Origin of the sequence: Chryseolinea soli, assembly GCF_003589925.1 — a bacterium.
Lineage (GTDB): Bacteria > Bacteroidota > Bacteroidia > Cytophagales > Cyclobacteriaceae > Chryseolinea > Chryseolinea soli.
In genome coordinates, this window is sequence record NZ_CP032382.1 from 2605524 (window position 1) to 2627425 (window position 21902).

Consider the following 21902-nt stretch of genomic DNA (forward strand, 5'->3'; position numbering starts at 1 on the left):
CTAAAAGTAAGAAGAATAATGTATTTGGCTAACGCTTATTAGTTTTCACGGAATAAAATTCTTCCGCAACCGATGGGCGGCGATCCTAAAATATGGAAGAGAAAAAAATGGATTAGGGCGAATTTCAGACCTGTGGCGAATCCGTGGGTTTCTCCACGGTTTCTTGCGGGGGCTCCTCGTTCACGGGCGGGATGGCGGCCACAGGCTCCGCATGGGTCTCCACCGGTTCGCCATGGAAGCGCTCGCCAAAATACCGGCGCTGGAAAATGAGGATGATCACTACCCCGATAAAGATCGAAGAGTCGGCGATGTTGAACACCGGGCTGAAGAAAAGGAAATAGTCTCCCCCAACATAGGGCACCCAATCGGGCCAGGTATAGTCGAACAAGGGAAAGAACAACATATCGATCACCTGCCCGTGAAACCAGGGCGTAGGCGAGTTTGCGGGGTTGTTGTTGAGGAATACGCCATAAAACGTGCTGTCGATCACATTGCCCACGGCTCCACCCAAGATCAACGCCATGCACCAAAGAAAACCTTCGCTCGATCCCTTCTTGGCCATCTTCACGAGATAGTAGCCAATGCCGACCATGGCCGCGATGCGGAAAACCGTCAATGCCAGTTTGCCAAACTCGTTGTTCCAGCGGATGCCGAATGCCATACCCGGGTTAAGCAAGTAATGGAGTTTGAATCCGTATTGCTCGTTGCCCACCACGGTGATCTCCTGGTGCAGATACATGAGGTTGTGCACCAACAACTTTGACGTTTGGTCCACGAGGATAACGGCCAGGGCAAGCAGGAAATATTTGTAAATCTTCATGATCAGCGTTGTGTTCCCGCGTGGAAGGCCCGGCGCGGGGGTGTTCCGTTAGTTGTTGTTTACTTTGATTTTTACTTTCAGCACCACGTCGTCCATGTCCACGTCAACGGCATCGTCCACGGAAGGTTTGATGTCGAGGGTGGTGGCCTGGGTTTCGGTTTGTATGTAGTTGCTGAATTCTTTCAGTGCGGCATTCACGGCGTCGTCGGACGGTTGCACTTCAATGGTGATCTTGTCGAGCACCTCCAGGCCTGTTTCTTTGCGCAGGTTTTGGATGCGGTTCACAAAGTCGCGGGCGATGCCTTCTTTTTTCAATTCGTCGGTGATGGTGATGTCGAGCGCAACGGTGAGCTCGTTCTCCGTGGCCACCGCCCAGCCGGGGATGTCCTCGGACGTGACGAGCACGTCTTCGAGCACCAGGTCGTAGCCGCCTTTGGAAAGGGTGCCTTTCCGTTCGATCTGCTGAATGTCTTCTTTGGTAAAGGTGTTCACCACGGCAGCAACTTCCTTCATCTTCGGGCCATATTGTTTGCCCAGTTTGGCAAAGTTGGGCTTCACCTTCTTCACCAACACGCCCGACGTGTCGTCGATGTACTGGATGTATTTCACGTTCACCTCGGCCAGGATGATCTCCTCTACCGACTTGATGCGGGCCGCGAACGATTCGTCGAGCGCGGGCAGGAGGATCTTTTCCAGCGGGGTTCTTACTTTGATCTTGCTGTTCTTGCGGATGGAGTGCACCAGCGAACAAATGCGCTGTGCATAGTCCATGGATTTCTCCAACGCTGCGTCTATGCGGCTGGGTACAGGCTGGGTTAGGTCGGTCAGGTGAGCAGAAATGTGACGGAACGGCGAGTGCGAGGCGATGGCGCGTTCGCGGATGCTGTCGGTCAGGTTTTTGTATAACCACTCCGCATAGAACGGGGCGATCGGCGCCATGAGCTGTGCGGTTACAGTGAGACATTCGTAGAGCGTTTCGTAGGCCGCCTTTTTATCGGTCGACATTTCACCTTTCCAAAAACGCTTCCGGTTCAGGCGCACATACCAGTTGGAGAGGTGATCGTTCACAAACTCCTGGATGGCACGGGCGGCGCGCGTGGGCTCGTATTCGTCGTAGGCCTTGGTCACCTCAATGATGAGCGACTGCAGCTTGGAGATGATCCAACGATCCAGGTGATTCAACTGGTCGTAGGGAACATTGTTCAATTCTTCTTTTTCAAATTCGTCGATGTTGGCATACAGCGCGAAGAAGGAATACGTGTTTTGCAGTGTGCCAAAGAAACGGCGCTGCACTTCCACGATGCCCTCGAAGTCGAACTTGAGGTTGTCCCACGGCGGCGCGTTCTCGATCATGTACCAGCGCACGAGGTCGGGGCCGTATTGCGCCAGTGCCTCAAACGGGTTCACTACATTGCCTTTGCGCTTCGACATCTTGTTGCCATTCTTGTCGAGCACCAGGCCGTTGGAGATCACATTTTTGAAAGCGACGCTATCGCACAACATGACGGCGATCGCGTGCAACGTAAAGAACCACCCGCGCGTTTGGTCCACGCCTTCGGCGATGAAATCGGCGGGATAGTTTTTATCGAAGATGTCTTTGTTCTCGAAAGGATAGTGCCATTGCGCATAGGGCATGGCGCCGGAGTCGAACCACACGTCGATGAGGTCGGCCTCGCGATACATGGGCTGGCCCGAAGCGCTCACCAACACCACGTCGTCAACATACGGACGGTGCAGGTCGAAGTCTTTTGGCAACTCGGCTTTCATCAAACCAGCCTTCACCGACTTCGCTACTTCCAGATTCAATTCATCCAGCGAGCCGATGCAGATCTCTTCCTTGTTGTCTTTCGTGCGCCAGATGGGCAGTGGCGTGCCCCAGTAGCGCGACCGTGACAAGTTCCAGTCCACCAGGTTTTCCAGCCAGTTGCCAAAGCGGCCTGTGCCGGTGGACTCGGGTTTCCAGTTGATGGTCTTGTTCAACTCTACCATCCGATCTTTCAACGCAGTGGTTTTGATGAACCAGGCATCGAGGGGATAATACAACACGGGTTTGTCTGTGCGCCACGAGTGCGGATAGGTGTGTTCGTATTTCTCTACCTTGAAGGCTTTGTTCTCTTCTTTCAGGATGATGGAGATGATGACGTCCGTCGTTTTGTAGTCGGGGTTTGTTTCATCTTCATCGGTATAGTTCTTTACATAGAAATCGTCGACGCCAAGCGGCTTGTGGGTCTTGATGTGATATTTCGCCACACCTTCCTTCAGCCGTTCGCCGATCACGGAAATGAATTTTCCTTTTTTGTCCACCGTGGGCACTTCGTTGCCGCCTTCGTCTTTCACGGTCAGGGGAGGGATGCCGTTTTGTTTGGATACGCGGAAGTCGTCCGCACCAAACGTAGGGGAGGAGTGCACGATGCCCGTACCATCTTCGGTGGTCACAAAATCGCCGGCAACCACTTTGAACGCCTTGTTGGCATCATAGAGCGGCTGCACATACGGCATGAGCTGATCGTAGGCGAGACCCACCAACTGTGTGCCGGCAAACTCCTGCACAACTTTGTAGGGGATCGCTTTGTCGCCGGGTTTATAAGCGTCGAGCGAAAGGTCTTTATTCTTCTCCGGAAAATATTTGCCCAACAGATCTTTGGCCAGCACCACGCTCACAGGCTTGAATGTGTAGGGGTTGAACGTATCCACTTGTACATAGCGGATCTTTTCGCCAACCACCAGTGCAGTGTTCGAAGGCAGCGTCCACGGGGTGGTCGTCCAGGCGAGCAGGGATACTTCGCGGGTGGTGGCCTTGCGCAAAAATTCCGATGCGCTGTCGGCCTTCAGGGTGAACTGGGCCACGATGGAGGTGTCCTTCACTTCCTTGTAGCAGCCGGGCTGGTTCAACTCATGCGAGCTGAGGCCGGTTCCATCGGAAGGGGAGTAGGGCTGGATGGTGTAGCCTTTGTAGAGCAGGCCTTTGTTGTAGAACTGCTTCAGGATCCACCACAGCGATTCGATGTATTCTCTTTCGTAGGTGATGTAAGGATGGTCCAGGTCGACCCAATAGCCCATTTTCAGGGTGAGGTCGTCCCATTGGTCCTTGTACATCATCACCGTTTCGCGGCACTTCTTGTTGTAGTCTTCGATGGAGATCCTGCGGCCGATGTCGTCTTTGGTGATGCCCAGTTGTTTCTCTACCTGCAGCTCCACGGGCAGGCCGTGGGTGTCCCAGCCGCCTTTGCGCTTCACCTGGAAACCTTGCAGGGTCTTGTAGCGGCAGAAAATGTCTTTTACCGTGCGGGCCATCACGTGGTGAATGCCGGGTGTGCCGTTGGCCGACGGCGGGCCTTCATAAAAGGTGAAAGAAGGCGCTCCTTCGCGGTTGCTGACCGATTTTTCGAAAATCTTTTCTTTTTTCCAGAAATCAAGGACTTCTGCTGCCACTTGGGCAAAATTCAACGCTTTATATTCCTTGTAAGGGCCGGCCATTCTGATAAATACGGTAAAATTGAGGTTTTCTGCTTTTTATAGCCCGCAAAGATATTTGTTTTTAGTAAACAGTCCACAGACAAAGGCCTGTGCGGTTCCGGGCTTTTTTAGGTGCAGGAGAAGGCAAATTTTGCCCTGTGGCGCACCTATTCTGCTGCCGAATGCCGGTTGTGGATTTTGATCTTGCTGAGGTCGATCTCTTCGTCCTCGTGCTCGCCATAGAAGCTGGAATCGAAGTCTTCGATCAGGTCGCCCTTTCTGCGTTTCGGCTTGTCGAAGGTCATGATCAGCGCGGGGAGCAGGATCAGGTTGGTGAACATGGAGATCACCAGCGTAACGGAGGTGAGGATCCCCAGCGCAATGGTCCCGCCAAACGATGAAAAGGCAAAAATGATAAACCCGGCAAAGAGCACCACCGAGGTATACATAATGCTTTTGCCGGTTTCCAGAATGCTATCGCTCACGGCCTTGGCAATAAAGAAATTGTTGGCCAGAATCTCCTGCCGGTATTTGGCCAGGAAACGAATGGAGTTGTCCACCGAAATACCGAATGTAATGCTGAAGATCAGTGCGGTGCTGGCTTTGAGCGGGATATGAAAGTATCCCATCAACCCGGCGGTGATGAGCAGCGCCAGCAGGTTGGGGATGAGCGAGATGATGATCATGCGCACATTGGCAAACAGGATCGCCATGGAGAGCGTGATGAGGATGAAGGCCAACAACAAACTCTCCTGCAGGTTGGCGACCAAAAATTTATTTCCCTTGATGAAGATCTTCGACGTGCCCGTGATGGTGGTGATCACCGAATCTTTCGCCGTGGAGGTAAAGATCGTCTTCATGCGTGGCTCGATGACCTGGTGCACGAGAGAATCCAGTCGTGTGGAGCCGATGTCGGCGATCTGGCAGGAGATGCGCATTTTGCTGAAGGTGGAATCGACAAACGATTTGTAGAGCCCGCTGCTGTCGGTCTGCCCTTTCATGTAGCGCATGATGAAGCCACCCTCGGCTTTGGTGGGGAGTGTATATTTTGCAGGGTTGTTGTTGTAGAACGCCTGCTTTGCCGCCTTCACAAACGTGAGCACCGAAATGGGTCGCGACATGACCGGGATGGAATCCAAAAAACTTTCAAACTCGTCGACCTTCTGCAGGTTCTTCACATCCAGAATCGGTCTTCTCTTTTTTGTTTTGAATTCTACCATGATCTCCAGGGGCATGATGCCGCTGAAGTTGTTCTCAAAAAAATTCAAATCTTTCTTTACCTGGCTTTGTGCCGGCACATCGTCGACCATAAAGGCTACCGACCGGAGTTTTGAAATGCCATAGAGCGACAGCAAGGCCACGGTGAGCGAAACAGCGTAGATGGCCAGCCGGTGGCGGTGCACCAGGCCATCGACCACTTTCAAAAAGCCACCCATCATCTTAAAGTCGAGGTGGCGCAAATGTTTCGGTGACGGCACGGGCAGCCAGTACAAAATGCTGGGGATCATGACCAGGCTCACAAAGAACAAGGCCAGGATGTTGAGGCCCGCCACGATGCCAAACTCGCGCAGGATAATAATATCGGTGGAAAGCAGCGTGAGAAAACCGATCGCCACGGTAAGGTTGGTCAGGAACATGGCCAATCCCATTTTGCGCACCACGATGGTGATGGCCTCCATCTTATCTTTTGTGCGGGCAAACTCCAGGTGGTATTTGTTGAGCAGGTAGATGGCGTTGGTCACGCCGATGGTCACGATCACGGGCGGGATCAGTCCGCTCAGCAACGTGATCTTGAACGCGAACATGGCCAGCGTACCCAACGTCCACACCACGAGGATGCCGATGATGATCATGGAGAACAAGACGGCGCGGAACGAACGGAAAAACACGAACATGATCAGCCCCGTCACCAACGCCGAAGCGAGGAGAAAAATGTTCATCTCGCGCTTCAACGCTTTGGCCACAACGGTACGGATAAAGGGCAGCCCGGCATAGCGAAGCTGGATCTGTGTTTTATCTTCGAATTTCTTGCCCGCGTCCTGCAACGACTGCGTCAAGGCTTCGCGCTTTTTAGAGTTCATCACTTCCTTCTTTACCGACACCAGCATCATAGTGGACCCGTTGGAAGTATTCACCAATTGGCTTTCATAAAGTTTTTGATCGGAGGCCAGGATGAGCAGGCTGTCAAGTTCTTTTTGTGAGGCAATGGTGTCGTTGAAAATATCGGCGAGGTAGAATTTGGCCTGTGCCGTGTCTTTCAGGATCATCTTCAACACGGGGAGTGCCAACACGTTGGTGACGCCGTTGATCTTCTTGACGTCTTTGATGAGGGCGCGGTAGGCTTTGAAATTGTCGAGCGAGTAGATGGCGCTGTCTTTCATGCCCACGGCAATGATATTGGCGTCTTCGCCAAACTGGGCTTTGAAACTGTCCAGGTACAATTGGTCGGGGTCATTGGGCGGAACGGTGCGGGCAAACTCATAGCTCATTTCTACCCTTGCGGCATAGTAGCCCATAACGATGGTGATGGCGCCGATGATGATGCTTAGTAATAGCCTGTTTTTGATGATGGCTTCCGCAACTTTATTCCACATGATAAACGCGTCTGGTTAAGAATGCATACGCCTTGGGGTGGCGCAATTTTCGGTCCAAAGCTAAGGATTTTTGGGGTTTTTGCGCCCGCCTTCGCTAAAGCTTCGGCGGGCAAGGGAAGGCGAAGCGGAAGCAAAAATAAGAACTGGCGCCTTCAATATAAGGATCGCAATGAAGGTTGGTTAGGCCATTCCCTTGATCTTCCGGTAGAGGGATAACGCATGCCTATCGGTCATGCCCGAAACAAAGTCGGTGACGAGCCGCAGCATGCCATATACCTGGCCGGGTTGGCGCTCTATATCGCTCCGGATATCTTCGGGGAGTAGAAGTTGGAGGTTTTGATATTTTCGCGACTTCGTGCCGTTCATCAAATACCAACCGGCCGTGGTAAATTCTTGTAAAAGTCCGGGCAGCACCTCGTGTCCCGCGGCTTCGATCTCCACCACGGTGCGGGCGCGGTAGATCTTTTCGATCGAAATGTTGATGATCTCTTTCAACGCATCCCGCGAAGGACAATGGTCGGCCAATGCCTGGTCGAATTTGCCGGCCAGTATAGCGTCTTCGTTGGCCAGGAAAAGCGACGAGCATTCGTCCATCAGGTCGCCGATGGCCAGGGCGCGCAGGTAGCCGATCTTCTCCGGAAGGCTGTGGAGGTGATCCAGCTTGCCGAGCTTGGTTTTGTTTTTGGTGATCAACCCTTCGAACAAACCCCGGGCCTCTTCATAGCTGACCAGCCCAAGGCTACAGCCGTCTTCCAGGTCGATGATGCTATAGCAAATGTCGTCGGCTGCCTCCACGAGGAATGCGAGTGGGTGGCGCGCAAAGGCGCAGTCCGCGGCGGGGATCAGTTCCAGGGCCTGGCCCACTTCGCGGAAGATCTCTTTTTCGCTTTCGAAGAATCCGAATTTCTTCTGGCTTCGCAGCGTCTTGTCGCGCTTTGGAAACCAGGCGGGGCAAGGATATTTGGTGAAGGCGCCCAGCGTGGCAAACGTGAGCTTGAGGCCGTATTGATTTTTATTGAGGATGCGAAAACCCTGGGCATTGCCTTCGAAGCGGGTGAGGTCGCCCCATTCGGCTTCGCTTACTTTGTCTTTGAAGAATTGTCCCTGTGGATGGTGAATAAAAAAATCGGAGAGCGCATCCTCACCGGCGTGACCAAAGGGTGGATTGCCCAGGTCGTGTGCCAGCGATGCGGCGGCCACAATGGCGCCGAAATCAAAAAGGGAATGCGATGCTTTCAACTCCGGGTGACGCTGCAGGATGATCTCGCCCACCCGTTTCCCCAACGACCGGCCTACACTGGAAACCTCGAGGCTGTGGGTGAGGCGTGTGTGCACAAAGTCGTGTTCGGGCAGCGGGTGCACCTGCGTTTTGTCCTGCAGCCGCCGGAAGGGATGCGAGAAAATGATGCGGTCATAGTCCTGCTCAAACGCGCTGCGCGAGGGCTCGGTGTTGGCCACCGGCTTTTGGCCTGTGCGCTGGGAGGAAAGTAGTTGATGCCAGATCATGAATGACGATGTTGATCGCAGATGCGTTGGAACCGGGTATAAAAATCAGCGGGCAACCGCAATACGTATTGCGATAGCCCGCACAAAGATATTATTTCCTATCAAAAGCCCCGAGAAACCGCAGGCCTGGGATGGACGAGGATGCGTTATTCTTTTAAAACAAAATCAATGCACATCACCGCCGCCAAAATGAGCTGTCGCAACGGGTGGTTGGCGGGCACTTCGGGTTTGATCTGCAGCACATAGTTGTCGGCCGTGGTGAAAAACTCCTTGCCAAAGCCTGCCCATTTTTTGGTCACGTAGGCAAACTCCCGGTTGTCGCCGGCAACGAATTTGAAATCCCAGCTCGTCCACTTGCCTTTCAGCGTGCAAAGCACCTGGTCGTTGGCATCCAGCACATCGAACTTGCCGCCGATGCTGAAAAACTTTTGCTTGAACTTGCCCACGAGGTTGCCGTTCTCGTCCAGCACTTCCACGGTGGAGATAAAGAACGACGTGCCGCGGCGCACCGAGACCACTTTTTCGCCTGCGGGCGTGCGGATCTCGATGTCGAAAGGGGTCATGCGCTTGTAGTCGGTGAAGCGAAACATCTTGGTGAAAAAGCCAAGGTTCTCTTCACGACATTCCAGGATGATCTGGTTAGACTCCGGATCGTAGATGTCGAAATTGTTGGCCGCTTTGAAAATGCCAGTGTGCTCTTTCACAAAGAAGAGCTCTCTGTTTAATACAGGGTTCATAGAATATGGAGGGATTGGTTAAGATTCAGGTTCAGAGGGATGGCAGAGGTGTAGATGCTAGTTAACAGAAGATTTATAATGAAACAGGCCATCGGTAAACGATGGCCTGCTGCAGGGATCAGATCTTTCTCAGCAAGTTATTGATCGAACAAGCCTCGATCAGTTGGGCTTTTACATCGGAGATTTTCACGCGCTCTTGTTTCATCGTGTCGCGGTCGCGGATGGTAACGGTGTTGTCTTCCAGGGTTTGATGATCCACCGTGACGCAATAGGGCGTGCCGATGGCGTCCTGTCTCCGGTAGCGTTTGCCGATGGCATCTTTTTCTTCGTAAAAACAACGCAGGTCGAACTTCAGCTCGTTCATGATCTCCATCGCTTTCTCGGGAAGGCCGTCCTTTTTCACCAGGGGTAGGATGGCTACTTTATGCGGGGCCAGCGGCGCCGGAATTCTCAACACCACGCGCTCGCTGCCGTCTTCCAGTTTCTCTTCGGTGTAGGTCTTGGAAAGAACGGAGAGGAACATGCGGTCGAGTCCAACGGAAGTCTCGACAACGTAGGGTATGTAGCTCTGATTTTCTTCCGAATCGAAGTACTGTAGTTTTTTGCCGGAGTACTTTTCATGATTTTTCAAATCAAAATCTGTGCGCGAGTGAATGCCTTCCAGTTCTTTGAAGCCGATCGGGAAATTGAACTGGATGTCGCACGCGGCGTTGGCGTAGTGGGCCAGGTTGAGGTGGTCGTGGAAGCGATAATTTTCGGCGCCCAGCCCCAGCGTTTGGTGCCAGCGCATTCTTTTTTCTTTCCAATACTCATACCACTTCATTTCTTCACCGGGCTTGATAAAGAATTGCATCTCCATCTGTTCGAACTCCCGCATGCGGAAAATGAACTGGCGGGCGACGATCTCGTTGCGGAAGGCCTTGCCGATCTGCGCAATACCAAAAGGAATTTTCATCCGGCCGGTTTTTTGCACGTTGAGAAAGTTTACAAAAATGCCCTGCGCCGTTTCGGGGCGGAGGTAAATTTTGTTGGCGTCGTCGGCCACGGAACCCATCTCGGTGGAGAACATGAGGTTGAACTGGCGCACATCGGTCCAGTTCTTCGTGCCCGACACGGGGTCGGCAATGTCGAGGTCGATGATGATCTGCTTCATCGCGGCCATGTCGGCATTGCTGGTGGCCGCTTTGAGGCGGGCATTGGTGTCGTCGATCTTTTGTTGATATTCCAGCGTGCGCGGGTTGGTGGTGACAAACTTTTCTTTGTCGAACGACTCGCCAAAGCGGTTGGCGGCTTTCTCCACTTCCTTTTTGATCTTCTCCTCCATCTTAGCGATGGCGTCTTCGATGAGCACGTCGGCGCGGTAGCGCTTCTTGGAGTCTTTGTTGTCCAGCATCGGATCGCTAAAGGCATCGACGTGGCCGGAAGCTTTCCAGGTGGTGGGGTGCATAAAGATGGCGGCGTCGATGCCCACGATGTTCTCGTGGAGCAGGGTCATGAATTTCCACCAGTATTCCTTGATGTTGTTCTTGAGTTCGGCCCCGTTCTGACCGTAGTCGTAGACCGCGCTGAGGCCGTCGTAAATTTCACTGGAGGGGAAAATGAAACCATACTCCTTGGCGTGGGAGATCACGTTTTTAAAAAGATTGTCTTCTTGAGCTGCCATAGAACGGCAAAGATAATATTCGCGGGGAATCGGCAGCGCGGGAGTAGTCGATTTTTACTTGCCTCCCGACTTGCCCGTCGTAGCTTTAGCGAAGACGGGAGCTTCAGCGAAGGCGGGCGGCCCTCACCTGGGTAGCCGGACGGTAAACGTCGTACCCAATCCCGGCACAGATTCCAATTGAATAGAGCCCGAAAGCTTCACCAGCGCCTCTTTCACAATATAAAGCCCCAACCCCGAACCTTTAGACTGTTCGTTAGCACGAAAGAACATCTCGAATATTTTGGAGTGAAATTCCGGCGAAATGCCCTGCCCGTTATCTTCCACTTTGATGGAGATCACATGGCCGCTCGCCTGGTATTTCAGACGGATGTATTGTTCCGGCTTGCGCACATCGTGGTAGCGCACGGCGTTGGAGATCAGATTGCTGATCACCACCTGCAAACGGGCCTTGTCGGACTCGATGTAAACATCGTCGGCGATCTCGATCTCGAAGTTGATGCGTTCGGCCTCGGGCTGATATTTGAGGCTTTCCCACACGTCCTGGGCCAGGTCGACCAGCTTCACTTTTTCGCGGCGGATCTCCAGGCGGTTGTTGCGCGAATAGTCGGTGATGTCTTTGATGAACCGGTCCAGCGAATGGATGCGGTCTTTGATCATGGTGAGGTATTTTTTTACGTCTTCTCTATGCTCCGCGCGCTCGGTGATGGTGATGAGACCCATGACGGAGGTGAGTGGTGCGCGGAGGTCGTGCGACGTGCTGTAGACAAACCGATCGAGCTCGGCGTTGGTTTTGGTGAGCAACGTGTTGTTGGCCACCAACTGCATGGCGTTGTGGTGATTCAGGCTGATGAGCAGGTACACGGCCATCATCCCACCGGGCAATGCCAGTGTGAAATTGATGACCACAAAAAACAGCAAGGTATCTTCGTCGTAGTTGCGCGGGGGCAGGATGCTGAAGTCTACGAAATAGGCCAGCACAAAAAGAATATAGGTGAACGCCGCAAAGAGAATCGAAAGCAAACGCTGCTTGTAATTAAAGACGGCAAAGGCCGCCAGCGCATTTACAATAAAGAAAATGAACGCACCCGTATTGGGCGATTCACTGGACGCAAAAATATAAACCGTAAAGTTAATGGTGGGCAACAAGAAATAGTTGGCCAGGCAATGATCGCCTTGACGGTGAATGGCAATGGAGAGCAACAGGAAAAAAATAGCCGAGATAAAGATAGGAGTGGTTTCATAGACACCCGCCGCCAGGTCGAAGGTCATATAGAGGAGGCAGATCACCACACCAATCAAGGCAAATTGCCCGGAGAGCATGGCTTGTTTGAACTCGCCATACGACTCTATATACTTATCTTTCCCGATGATGAGGTCCCGCACAGTTTTTCGCACCGACATACCAACAGTAGTTTTTTAACGATGCAAAGGTTGAATTTTCTATGAACCGACATTTTTGCAATATGAGTGGCACGGTATGCATGCAAGATTTTCAAGAGAAATGATAAAGTTTTCGTAAAAGTCAACGTATGAAATGGCCGGGAACGGCGGATTTGTGACGATTGAAACGACACGAGGAATACATTTTCGGCCCCGGCAATGGTTTTCGGAGGTCGTATGAATAAAATAAAATGAATACCTTTCCACGTTCGAACTACCCATGATCATCCGTAAGATAGGACTAGCCATTGCCTTTTCGCCACGCCTGGAAGCGTTGCTGGCCGAGGCCGGTCGTCTGAAACGTATGTGGGACGCCGAACTGCTCCTCATCCACGTCGGCGATCATGGCCTGGAAGAAGAGTCCAAACTGAACGGCCTGTTGCGCACTGTCGGTCTGTGGGGGGATGCCGGTGTGAAAGTTTTTTGGGAAAAAGGAAAACCCGGCGACCGCATCCTCAGCACCTGCAAAAAAGAAAACATCGACCTGCTGGTAGCGGGCGCGTTGAAAAAAGAAAACCTCGTCCAATTCTATCTCGGCACCATCGCCCGTCAGATCTTAAGAAAGGCAGATTGCTCTGTGCTCTTGTTCACCTCGCCCAGCATTACTCCGCAGCCTTTTAAGAACATTGTGGTAAACGCCGAAGACAACCCCTTTGTGGAGCAAGCCCTGGGCCAGGCCTGCAGCATGGGTCTGAAAGATAAGGCGCACTGGCTGCATGTGGTGCGCGAAATAAAAATGTATGGTCTCACCATGGCCACCGAGCAATGTTCGGAAACCGAATACGAGGCCATCCGCCAGAACCTGGTCCGAGAAGAAATTGAAAATGTTGAAAAGATCCTCCAACGTATACCGCACGAAGGCTTGAAAGTGAATATCAAACTGGTGGCGGGGAAGTCGGGGTTTGAGCTCTCGAAATTTGCACAGCGCAAGCATGCCGACCTCTTGGTGGTGGCTGCAGCGCAACGCAGGTTCTCGTTGTTCGACCGCGTGTTCACCCACGACCAGGAATATATTTTTGCCGACCTGCCGTGCAATCTGTTTATTGTCAATCCACGAAAGGAGGTCAGCCATGGGTAAATTAGGACACGCCGATGTGGTGCACTTGTTGGTGCAGCTCAGCATCATGTTGGTGATGGGAAGGCTTTTCGCCGAAGTGTTCCGCAAACTCAACCAACCCGCCGTCGTCGGCGAGATCATTGCGGGTATTTTGTTGGGCCCTACGGTGTTGGGCATGATTCAACCCGAATGGTTTGAAGCGTTGTATCCTCAAAATGCCGCCGCGGGCATTGTGCTGACGGGCTTTGTGCAAGTGGCCGTGATCATGTTGCTGTTTATCGCGGGTCTCGAAGTAGATCTTCACATCGTGGTGCAACAAGGCCGGCAGGCGCTCATCACCAGCATGTTTGGACTCGTCATTCCTTTCTCGCTCGGATTTATATTCCCCTACTTCTTTCCCACATTTTTTGGAATTGCCGATGCCAACGGGCGCCTAACCTTTGCGTTGTTTATGGGGACGGCGATGGCCATCACCGCCTTGCCCGTGATCGTTCGCATTTTGATGGATCTGAATTTGTTCAAATCGAAAATGGGATTGCTCGTGGTGGCTTCGGCCATGGTCGATGACCTGATCGGGTGGATCATTTTTTCGGTGCTCCTGGGGTTGATCGGAAAAAAGACGGGCGATCACATGCCCTTGCTCAATACCATTGTGTTGACCATCGGCTTTGCAGCCTTTATGCTCACGATCGGGCGGGGACTCTTGAATCGCCTGTTGCCCTGGATCAATAAAAAGATGGCCTGGCCGGGCGGCGTGTTATCGGTGTCGCTCGCTTTGTGTTTTCTGGCGGGAGCATTCACGGAATACATCGGCATTCACGCCATTTTTGGTTCGTTCATTATGGGTGTGGCGCTGGGAGACTCCGAGCATTTTTCGGAACGCGCCAAGGAGATCGTGCACCAGTTCATCAATAATATTTTTGCGCCGTTGTTCTTTGTGTCCATTGGCTTGCGGGTGAACTTCTTTTTGAACTTCGACTTTGGATTGACCCTCATCATTTTAGTGATCGCCTTCGCGGGAAAAATTGTGGGCAGCGGACTGGGTACGCGACTCGGAGGTTTCTCCTGGAAGGAATCCTTGGCGGCAGGCTTTGGGATGAATGCACGCGGAGCCATGGAAATTATTCTTGGGCTTATTGCCTTGGAGAATGGCCTGATCAACGAGCGCGTGTTTGTGTCGCTTGTCATCATCGCGCTGATCACCAGCATGACCAGCGGGCCATTGATGAAGTGGAGCCTGGCCCGGAAGTGGGAGCATTAGTCCAAGCTCATTGTCTCTATTTTAGAGACCCTTGGCCTTGTTCCAGTAGACATCCATTTCGGCCAGCGTCATCTCGCCCATCTTCTTACCATCTTTAGCGGACTCGGTCTCCAAGTATTGAAAGCGTTTGATAAATTTTTTATTGGTACGTTCCAAGGCTTCCTCCGGATCGATGTTGATGAAGCGCGCATAATTGACCAACGAGAAAAGTAAGTCACCGAATTCGGCCATAGCTTTTTCGTGGTTGATGGCTTCGGGGGCAGTGGCGTTGAACTCTGCTTTGAATTCCTGCATTTCTTCCTCTACCTTCTCCCACACCTGTTCTTTCTTCTCCCAGTCGAAGCCCACACCGCGGGCCTTGTCCTGGATGCGAATGGCTTTGACCAGCGCGGGGAGTGAGCCGGGCACGCCTTGCAAGACCGATTTGTTGCCGGTTTTCAGTTTTATTTTTTCCCAGTTGGATTTCACGGTCTCTTCATCGTTGGCCACCACGTCGCTGTAGATGTGGGGGTGGCGTTCGATGAGTTTGTCGCAGATGGCGTTGAGCACGTCGGCCACGTCGAAGGCTTTTTGTTCGGAGGCGATGCGTGCGTAAAAGACATTGTGCAGCATGAGGTCGCCGAGCTCCTTTTTGATTTCGGGCAAGTCGTTTTCCAGGATGGCGTCCGACAGTTCGTAGGTCTCTTCGATGGTGAGGTGACGGAGGCTTTCCAGGGTTTGCTTTTTGTCCCACGGGCAGTTTTCGCGCAGCTCGTCCATGATGGTGAGCAGGCGGTTGAATGCTTCGAGTTTGGCTGGACGGTTGATATCGGGCGTGACGGGGACTTTTTTCATGGTGCGTGATTTCCTGAGGGTTTAAAATTATAAAAAACCGGCGGGGTTCAATGTTGTTTTTTTGTTGAGGGTGCTAAGATGGATGGTGGGGTTTGGAATGGGGCTGGAAGCTGGCTTGTTGGTGAAGAACACCAACAAGGGCGTGAGGGCGCGGTAGAATCTCTATCGGGGCGATCGGCCAGGGATAGAAATGGAAAGCCCGAAGTGCGTGGGTGTGGAGCGTGGACGGACTTGGAATGGATAGCCCGGCCCGAGGTTTCCGAGGGGGCCGCCAAAAAATTATTTTTATCGTTGCGTTCGCTGAGTGGTTAGTGGCTCGCACCTTCCATTATTCTTATTAATTTTGCCTCACTTTTTAAATAAAAACCCCAAATCGTGGCTTTAATCAAATCTATTTCCGGCATACGTGGGACCATTGGCGGCAAAACCAATGAAAATCTCACGCCCGTCGACGTCGTCAAGTTTACGGCGGCGTTTGGGACGATGATCAAGAAGAAAACCGGTTCCACCAAAGTGGTGATCGGGCGCGACGCCAGGCCATCGGGCGAAATGGTGAGTGCCCTCGTGGTGTCGACCCTGCAAGGCTTGGGTATCGATGTGATCGATCTGGGCCTGTCCACGACACCCACCGTGGAGATTGCTGTTCCCCTGGAAAAGGCAGCGGGGGGTATCATCCTCACTGCCAGCCATAATCCGGTGCAATGGAATGCGCTGAAGCTGCTGAACGACAAAGGAGAATTCATTTCGGGCAAAGACGGCGAGGCCATGCTGAAAATTGCCGAGAATGAAGAATTCGACTTTGCCCCGGTAGGCAAACTGGGTCAGTATACCAAAAACGACACCTACCTTCAGAAGCATATCGACATGATCCTGAAGTTGCCCCTGGTGGATGTGGAAGCCATCCGGAACCGGGGCTTTAATGTGGTGGTGGATGCCGTGAACTCAACGGGCGGCATTGCCGTTCCTTTGCTGCTGAAGGCTTTGGATGTGAGCGTGAAAGAACTGTATTGCGAGCCGACGGGCCACTTCCCGCACAACCCCGAGCCCCTGCCGGAACACTTGACGGACATTTGCCGCGAGATCAAAAAAGGCAAATTCGACATGGGCATCGTGGTGGACCCGGATGTGGATCGCCTGGCGTTTGTGTCGGAAGACGGCACGCCTTTCGGCGAAGAATATACCTTGGTGGCCGTGGCCGATTATGTGCTGAAGGCATCCAAGAAAAAGAAATTGAGCACGGTGTCGAATCTTTCATCCACGGGCGCGTTGCGCGACATCACGGAGAAAGCCGGCGGCCAATATTCGGCTGCGGCGGTGGGTGAAGTGAACGTGGTGACGCTGATGAAAGAAACGGGAGCCGTCATCGGTGGCGAAGGCAACGGCGGGGTGATCTATCCCGAGTTGCACTATGGTCGCGACGCCCTGGTGGGCATCGCCTTGTTGCTGACGCACCTGGCCAAAAGTGAAACCAGCCTGCTGCGCCTGCGGTCGACGTATCCGAACTATGTGATCTCCAAAAACAAGATCGAGCTCACGCCAAACATCAACGTGGACCGCGTGCTGGAGGAGATGACGAAGAAATATAAAAAACAACCCATCAACACCATCGATGGCGTGAAGATCGAGTTCGACAAAGAGTGGGTGCACCTGCGCAAATCCAACACGGAACCCATCATCCGCATTTATGCGGAGTCGGACATGGAAGTGAAGGCTGATAATTTGGCGAAGAAGATGATTGCCGATATAAAAGAGATCATAGCCGAAAAGGTCGTGGTCTGATCGTTTGATTTATAAAGAAGAGAGACATGCAAGTTTACCTGGATAACGCTGCCACCACCCCGTTAGATCCCGAAGTATTTGAGGCGATGAAACCTTTCATGCTGGAAAACTACGGCAACCCATCGTCCACCCATGCACATGGTCGCAAGGTGCGGGCCGCCATTGAATCGGCGCGCAAGAAAATTGCCGAGCTGCTGCATTGCACGCCCGGAGAGATCATTTTCACCAGCGGCGGAACGGAAGCAGACAACACCATTATCAACAGCAGCTTGCAGACCTACGGCATCCGGAACGTGATCTCATCACCCATCGAACACCACGCCGTGGAGCAGACCCTCCACAACCTGGAGAAACGCGGCCTCATCAATTTATTGATGGTGAAGCTGGATGAAAAGGGACACGTGGATATGGATCACCTGGACATCTTGCTGAGAGAAAATCCGAAGGCACTGGTGTCGCTGATGCATGCCAACAATGAAGTGGGCAACGTGATGAACATTCAGCGCGTGGGTGAATTGTGCGATCAGTATGGTGCGTATTTTCATTCGGACACCGTGCAAACGGTGGGACACTATCGGCACAACCTGAGCGAGATCAAAGTGCACGGCATGGCTGCTGCGGCACATAAGTTTCATGGTCCGAAAGGCGTGGGCTTTATGTTCATTCGTAAGGATAAAAAATTGCAGCCCTTTGTGTATGGCGGCGGCCAGGAACGCAGCATGCGCGGTGGAACGGAAAATGTGTATGGCATCATCGGGCTTGCCAAAGCGCTGGAGATCGCCTACCAGGATATGGATGAGCATATGCGGCACATCAAGCAATTGAAGGGAAGGATGATCGAAAAATTGAAGCAGAATCTTCCCGGCGTGGATTTTCATGGGGACTCTGCGAACCTGGACAAGAGCTTGTACACCGTGTTGAATGTTTGTTTGCCGGAGTCGGAAGACAATGGGTTGATCTTGTTCAACCTGGATTTGCAAGGTGTGTCGGCATCGGGCGGGAGTGCGTGCTCCAGCGGGGCCGTTACGGGGTCGCATGTGTTGGGGGCGTTGTATCCGGGGTCGAAGCGTGGGGCGGTTCGGTTTTCGTTTAGTAAGTATAATACGGTGGAGGAGATTGACTATGCGGTGGAGAAGTTGGCGGCGCTGTATAGGGTTGAGGTTGGCGGGTGATTCTTTTTTGAACCACCCTCCTTCGAAGTTGGCGCAAAAGAAAATTTTTGATAATTCTGTAGGCCCCGCTTTGGTACGGCCTAAGAGCAAATGAACATTATTCGCCTGGAGACTTTCATTGAGGCGCCTGTTGACAGGGTTTTTGATCTGTCGCGGAGCGTCGAATTGCACAAGCTTTCTACTCAGGGCACGCATGAAGAAGCGGTCGCGGGTAAGATGGCAGGATTGGTGGAGTTGAATGATTCCATCACGTGGCGCGCCAAACATCTCGGATTTTTTCAGCGACTAACCGTGAAGATCATCGCGATGGATCGTCCGCGTTCTTTTGTGGACACGATGCTGAAAGGCGCCTTTGCCTCCATGAAACACACCCACCTCTTCGAAGCCTCCGGCGCAGGCACGCTCATGACCGATGTGTTTGAATATGAATCGCCGCTTGGCATGTTAGGCAGAATAGCAGACAAATTGTTTTTGACAGATTACATGACAAAGCTGTTGATCAACCGGAACGTGGAGATAAAGGCCGTTGCCGAGGGTGATCGGTGGAGAGATCTGTTAACGATGTAGGTCAATAAAAAAACAGAGGTCACAAAATCAACAAAGTAACCCCTCTGCGTCAACTTTGCGTCCTTTGCGCCTCTGCTCTTCTGTGCCCGCTGACTTGCCCGACGTAGCGTTAGCGAAGGCGGGAGCTTTAGCGAAAGCGGGTAAAAATTCATCCGAGGTCACAACCCATTCAACACTTTCGCATTCAATTTGTATTTCACCAGCTGCGGAGCAGCCAACCGGCTAAACGTATTTCCTGATTTTTGAATCGGCCCATAAAACAAGGCTGACCCCACGTCGCTGGTCGTGAAAGACCCTGTGCTTTGTTTGGTACCATTTGCCGTGGTGCTAAACCCCAAGGTGAATGGCACGGCCACGTTGCCCTCGTGGTATACGGCCGCCACATAATACTCTGTATCTTTCACCGCCGAGCCGATCACATAACTTTCGAACCCCGAAGTTTTTTCGCTGTAAACATCCTGGTTGACGTCAAGCGAGGTCACTTGGTTGTTTTCTACGACCACGTTGTAGACAAGGTACAGGTCGAGATTAGCGGCGTCGATGTCTACCCCTTCACCCAGATCCCACGTAAGGTCCACCTGCATGCCATCGGTGGGGATCTTGTCGTTGTCGGTGATGGTGTAGGTATAAGAAAGACGGTCGGAGTTGGTGTCGAGGGTTTGACCCGTTACGCTCGTGATCTCGAAGGTGAGCTTTTTATCGGTGGCTTCGATGACGGAATCGTCGATGATCTTGAAATCGATTTGTGCCACGGACGAACCCGCTTTCACCGTGAGGGGTGAGGGCGTGAGCAAGGTATAATCGCCGTTGAGGGCGGCCGTTCCTTTCAGGGCAAAGGCCACCGTGACATCACTGCTGGCAGCTTTGTTTAGCTTTAGGGTGGCCGACTGTGTGCCGGCATCTTCTGCCCCCGTTGACGCCGCCACGTCGAAACCCGTAGGCTGGCTGTTGTCGTTATCCTGACACGATATGAAAAGCACTGTTATAAAAAGGCCAGCCCATCCTGTCACGCTTCCAATCTTCATAGCATTTTTTGTTTGAATTCTTGTGCTAAGAACGGTTTGAAAAAGGGTTTTTGTGGGGTGGGATTTGTCAAAGTAGACCAGGCGTGGCATTGGCAAGACAACACCGCGGAAGGTGTAGATAAGAAAAAGAGCTCGCGGGCAATGGATCGTGAAAAATGAGCGAAAGGAGACTAGTCTTTTGGGATGATGCCCATCTTTTTCATGAGGAACGTGGCGTTCATTTTTTGGGCGAGGCCTGGCTTTAGTTTGTAGTCGAAGGAAAGCTGGTCGTTTTCGATGGTGGCTTCGAAGCAGAAGTTTTTTACGTGGGTGGGGTATTCGGTTTCCAGTTCTCCGAGGGCAAGGTCATGTGTGGCGATTAGCGCGAGGCAGGGGTGGGGGATGAGTTGTTTTACCAGGGCGATGGAGCCGGCTTGTTTGTCGGTGGAGTTGGTGCCTTTCAGGATCTCGTCCAGCAAAATGAAGAGCGGCTTGTCGCTGCGCAGTTCGTCCATGATGGTTTTGAGACGGTTGAGTTCGGCGTAGAAATAGGATTGATGGTCTTTCAACGAATCGGCTGTGCGCATGCCCGATCGCAGGCCGATGACGGGGCAGCGGAAAGTGGTGGCGCAAACCGGTCCTCCACTTAGCGCCAGCACAAGGTTGACGCCGATGGTGCGAAGAAACGTGCTCTTCCCCGCCATGTTCGCGCCCGTGATGATGAGCACCGACGGTCCTTGCCCGAGGGTGACGCTGTTGGGAACGCATTCGCTTTCCGGGATCAACGGATGGCCCATACGCTCTGTCTCGATGGACAACTGCGTGTGGATCGCAGGATATGTAAAGGACGGATGATTGAATGCAAACGTACCCATGCTGCACAACATTTCCGTTTCACAGATCACGTCCAGCCACATTTTCAGGTTCGAGGCATTGTCGGCTTTCCACTTTTCGAGCCGGTAAACAAATTGCAGGTCGTAGAGCAGCGTGCTGTTCACCAGCAGGTTGGTCATGGCGTTCAGTCGTGCGTTGAGGGAGCTGACCAGTCCGGCCAGCGCTTTTACTTTCACGTCGGCATCTTTCGCCTGCGCGGAAAGATTTTGCAGCAAGGGGGAGTCGAATTTCTCGGGTTGCAGATAGTGGAGCAGGTGTGCATATTTTTCGAGAATGTTTTTTTTGCGGCTGATGTAGTCGTGAAAAACATTGACGCGCTTGATGTACAGACCCAAGAATGCCCACTGCGAGAGCGAGAGCACGATGGCGATCGTCTTTAAGACGGGAAAAAAGAATGCGCCAAGAATAGCGCCCACCGTGATCGCCGGAACCACCACTAACAAAACTCCGAAGAAGGATTTGTCAAACAGAAAAGAAGGTTGCCGAAGCCATTCCAACAGTTCGGCGCGGTCGCGCGCCTGCTCGTCGATCTCCTTTCCGGCGGCTTGAAAGTGTTGCCGGAAGTTGGTGTTTCCCGCCAGCTCACGCACGGCTTGCTGGTGCGCCGCGATGTCCTCGGCCGATGCGAGCGGTGTGGACAGGCGAAGGGCCATCTGTTTTTTGCCGTCCAGCGTGTTGCATCGGTTTACGGCCTGGAAGAGCGAACCTTCTCCGAAAATATCGAGATCGTGCGAATAGGGATGATGTCCGTCGATAAATTCAATGCCCGGCGCAAAGCCGGAGATGTCGCCCGTCAAGGCACGGCCTTCGGCGAGGTTGATGTTGAGCAAGTTTTCGGTGTGTACTTTCTCGGCATAGAGCTTTGCGTGCCGTTGCACGAGCACGACGAATAGGACGAGCAGGACGAACGCTGCATAAAAAAAATAAGTTGTCGAGAAGCCGAAGTATAGTGCGCCTAAAAAACCTACCGCGGTGAGAAGCCTCAGGTTGGAGATGAGGTTTATGTTCTTTTTCTGTTCTGCCAGCGAAGCTTTGAAGGTGGCGACGCGTTTCTCATAAAATAAAATGCACTCTTCCCGGGTCATGCAGCGAAGGTAAGCCAAAGTTTTGGTTTAAGA

15 protein-coding genes are annotated in these 21902 nt (G+C 52.6%); 5 read left to right on the forward strand and 10 right to left on the reverse strand.

Annotation, left to right across the window (positions count from 1 at the left end; genetic code table 11):
• Positions 1-124: 124 nt before the first annotated feature.
• The 7 genes from D4L85_RS11300 to D4L85_RS11330 form a co-directional block, all read right to left on the reverse strand.
• Positions 125-820 (reverse strand): lipoprotein signal peptidase, encoded by a 696-nt coding sequence (locus tag D4L85_RS11300; RefSeq protein ID WP_119754407.1) that lies wholly within the window; start codon positions 818-820, stop codon positions 125-127.
• Positions 821-868: 48 nt separating this feature from the next.
• Complete coding sequence (ileS, locus tag D4L85_RS11305) at positions 869-4297, reverse strand: isoleucine--tRNA ligase (protein WP_119754408.1); 3429 nt, start codon at positions 4295-4297, stop codon at positions 869-871.
• Between the two features lie 146 nt (positions 4298-4443).
• Positions 4444-6870, reverse strand: a complete 2427-nt coding sequence (locus tag D4L85_RS11310; RefSeq protein WP_119754409.1) for an efflux RND transporter permease subunit — start codon at positions 6868-6870, stop codon at positions 4444-4446.
• 180 nt (positions 6871-7050) lie between these two features.
• The gene (locus D4L85_RS11315) at positions 7051-8376 is read right to left on the reverse strand and encodes a deoxyguanosinetriphosphate triphosphohydrolase (RefSeq protein WP_119754410.1); all 1326 of its coding nucleotides are present in this window, start codon (positions 8374-8376) and stop codon (positions 7051-7053) included.
• A gap of 146 nt (positions 8377-8522) precedes the next feature.
• Positions 8523-9113 (reverse strand): LURP-one-related family protein, encoded by a 591-nt coding sequence (locus D4L85_RS11320; RefSeq protein ID WP_119754411.1) that lies wholly within the window; start codon positions 9111-9113, stop codon positions 8523-8525.
• A 118-nt stretch (positions 9114-9231) separates the two neighbouring features.
• Positions 9232-10776, reverse strand: a complete 1545-nt coding sequence (locus D4L85_RS11325) for a glycine--tRNA ligase (RefSeq protein ID WP_119754412.1) — start codon at positions 10774-10776, stop codon at positions 9232-9234.
• A 123-nt stretch (positions 10777-10899) separates the two neighbouring features.
• The gene (locus D4L85_RS11330; RefSeq protein WP_119754413.1) at positions 10900-12177 is read right to left on the reverse strand and encodes a sensor histidine kinase; all 1278 of its coding nucleotides are present in this window, start codon (positions 12175-12177) and stop codon (positions 10900-10902) included.
• A gap of 259 nt (positions 12178-12436) precedes the next feature.
• On the opposite strand from D4L85_RS11330, the gene D4L85_RS11335 reads away from it, so the two are divergent.
• Together D4L85_RS11335 and D4L85_RS11340 are read left to right on the forward strand one after the other, a co-directional pair.
• Positions 12437-13294 carry a universal stress protein gene (locus D4L85_RS11335; RefSeq protein ID WP_228450858.1) on the forward strand — a complete coding sequence of 286 codons (858 nt, stop codon included), beginning with the start codon at positions 12437-12439 and terminating at the stop codon, positions 13292-13294.
• Positions 13287-14534 (forward strand): cation:proton antiporter, encoded by a 1248-nt coding sequence (locus tag D4L85_RS11340; RefSeq protein WP_119754414.1) that lies wholly within the window; start codon positions 13287-13289, stop codon positions 14532-14534. Before D4L85_RS11335 ends, D4L85_RS11340 begins: the two co-directional genes overlap by 8 nt.
• A 21-nt stretch (positions 14535-14555) precedes the next feature.
• Here D4L85_RS11340 and mazG read toward each other — a convergent pair whose 3' ends face one another.
• Entirely contained in the window at positions 14556-15368 is an 813-nt protein-coding gene (mazG, locus tag D4L85_RS11345; protein WP_119754415.1) for a nucleoside triphosphate pyrophosphohydrolase, read from the reverse strand.
• Between the two features lie 375 nt (positions 15369-15743).
• On the opposite strand from mazG, the gene glmM reads away from it, so the two are divergent.
• From glmM to D4L85_RS11365, 3 genes are all read left to right on the forward strand, one after another.
• Positions 15744-17147 (forward strand): phosphoglucosamine mutase, encoded by a 1404-nt coding sequence (gene glmM / locus D4L85_RS11355; protein WP_119754417.1) that lies wholly within the window; start codon positions 15744-15746, stop codon positions 17145-17147.
• 26 nt (positions 17148-17173) lie between these two features.
• Positions 17174-18319, forward strand: a complete 1146-nt coding sequence (locus tag D4L85_RS11360; protein ID WP_119754418.1) for a cysteine desulfurase family protein — start codon at positions 17174-17176, stop codon at positions 18317-18319.
• A 90-nt stretch (positions 18320-18409) separates the two neighbouring features.
• Entirely contained in the window at positions 18410-18886 is a 477-nt protein-coding gene (locus D4L85_RS11365; RefSeq protein WP_119754419.1) for an SRPBCC family protein, read from the forward strand.
• Positions 18887-19044: 158 nt separating this feature from the next.
• Here D4L85_RS11365 and D4L85_RS11370 read toward each other — a convergent pair whose 3' ends face one another.
• A complete protein-coding gene (locus D4L85_RS11370) occupies positions 19045-19911 on the reverse strand; it encodes a Calx-beta domain-containing protein (protein WP_160143668.1) in 867 nt (288 codons plus the stop codon).
• Positions 19912-20081: 170 nt separating this feature from the next.
• Entirely contained in the window at positions 20082-21869 is a 1788-nt protein-coding gene (locus D4L85_RS11375; protein ID WP_119754421.1) for a MutS-related protein, read from the reverse strand.
• Positions 21870-21902: the final 33 nt, after the last annotated feature.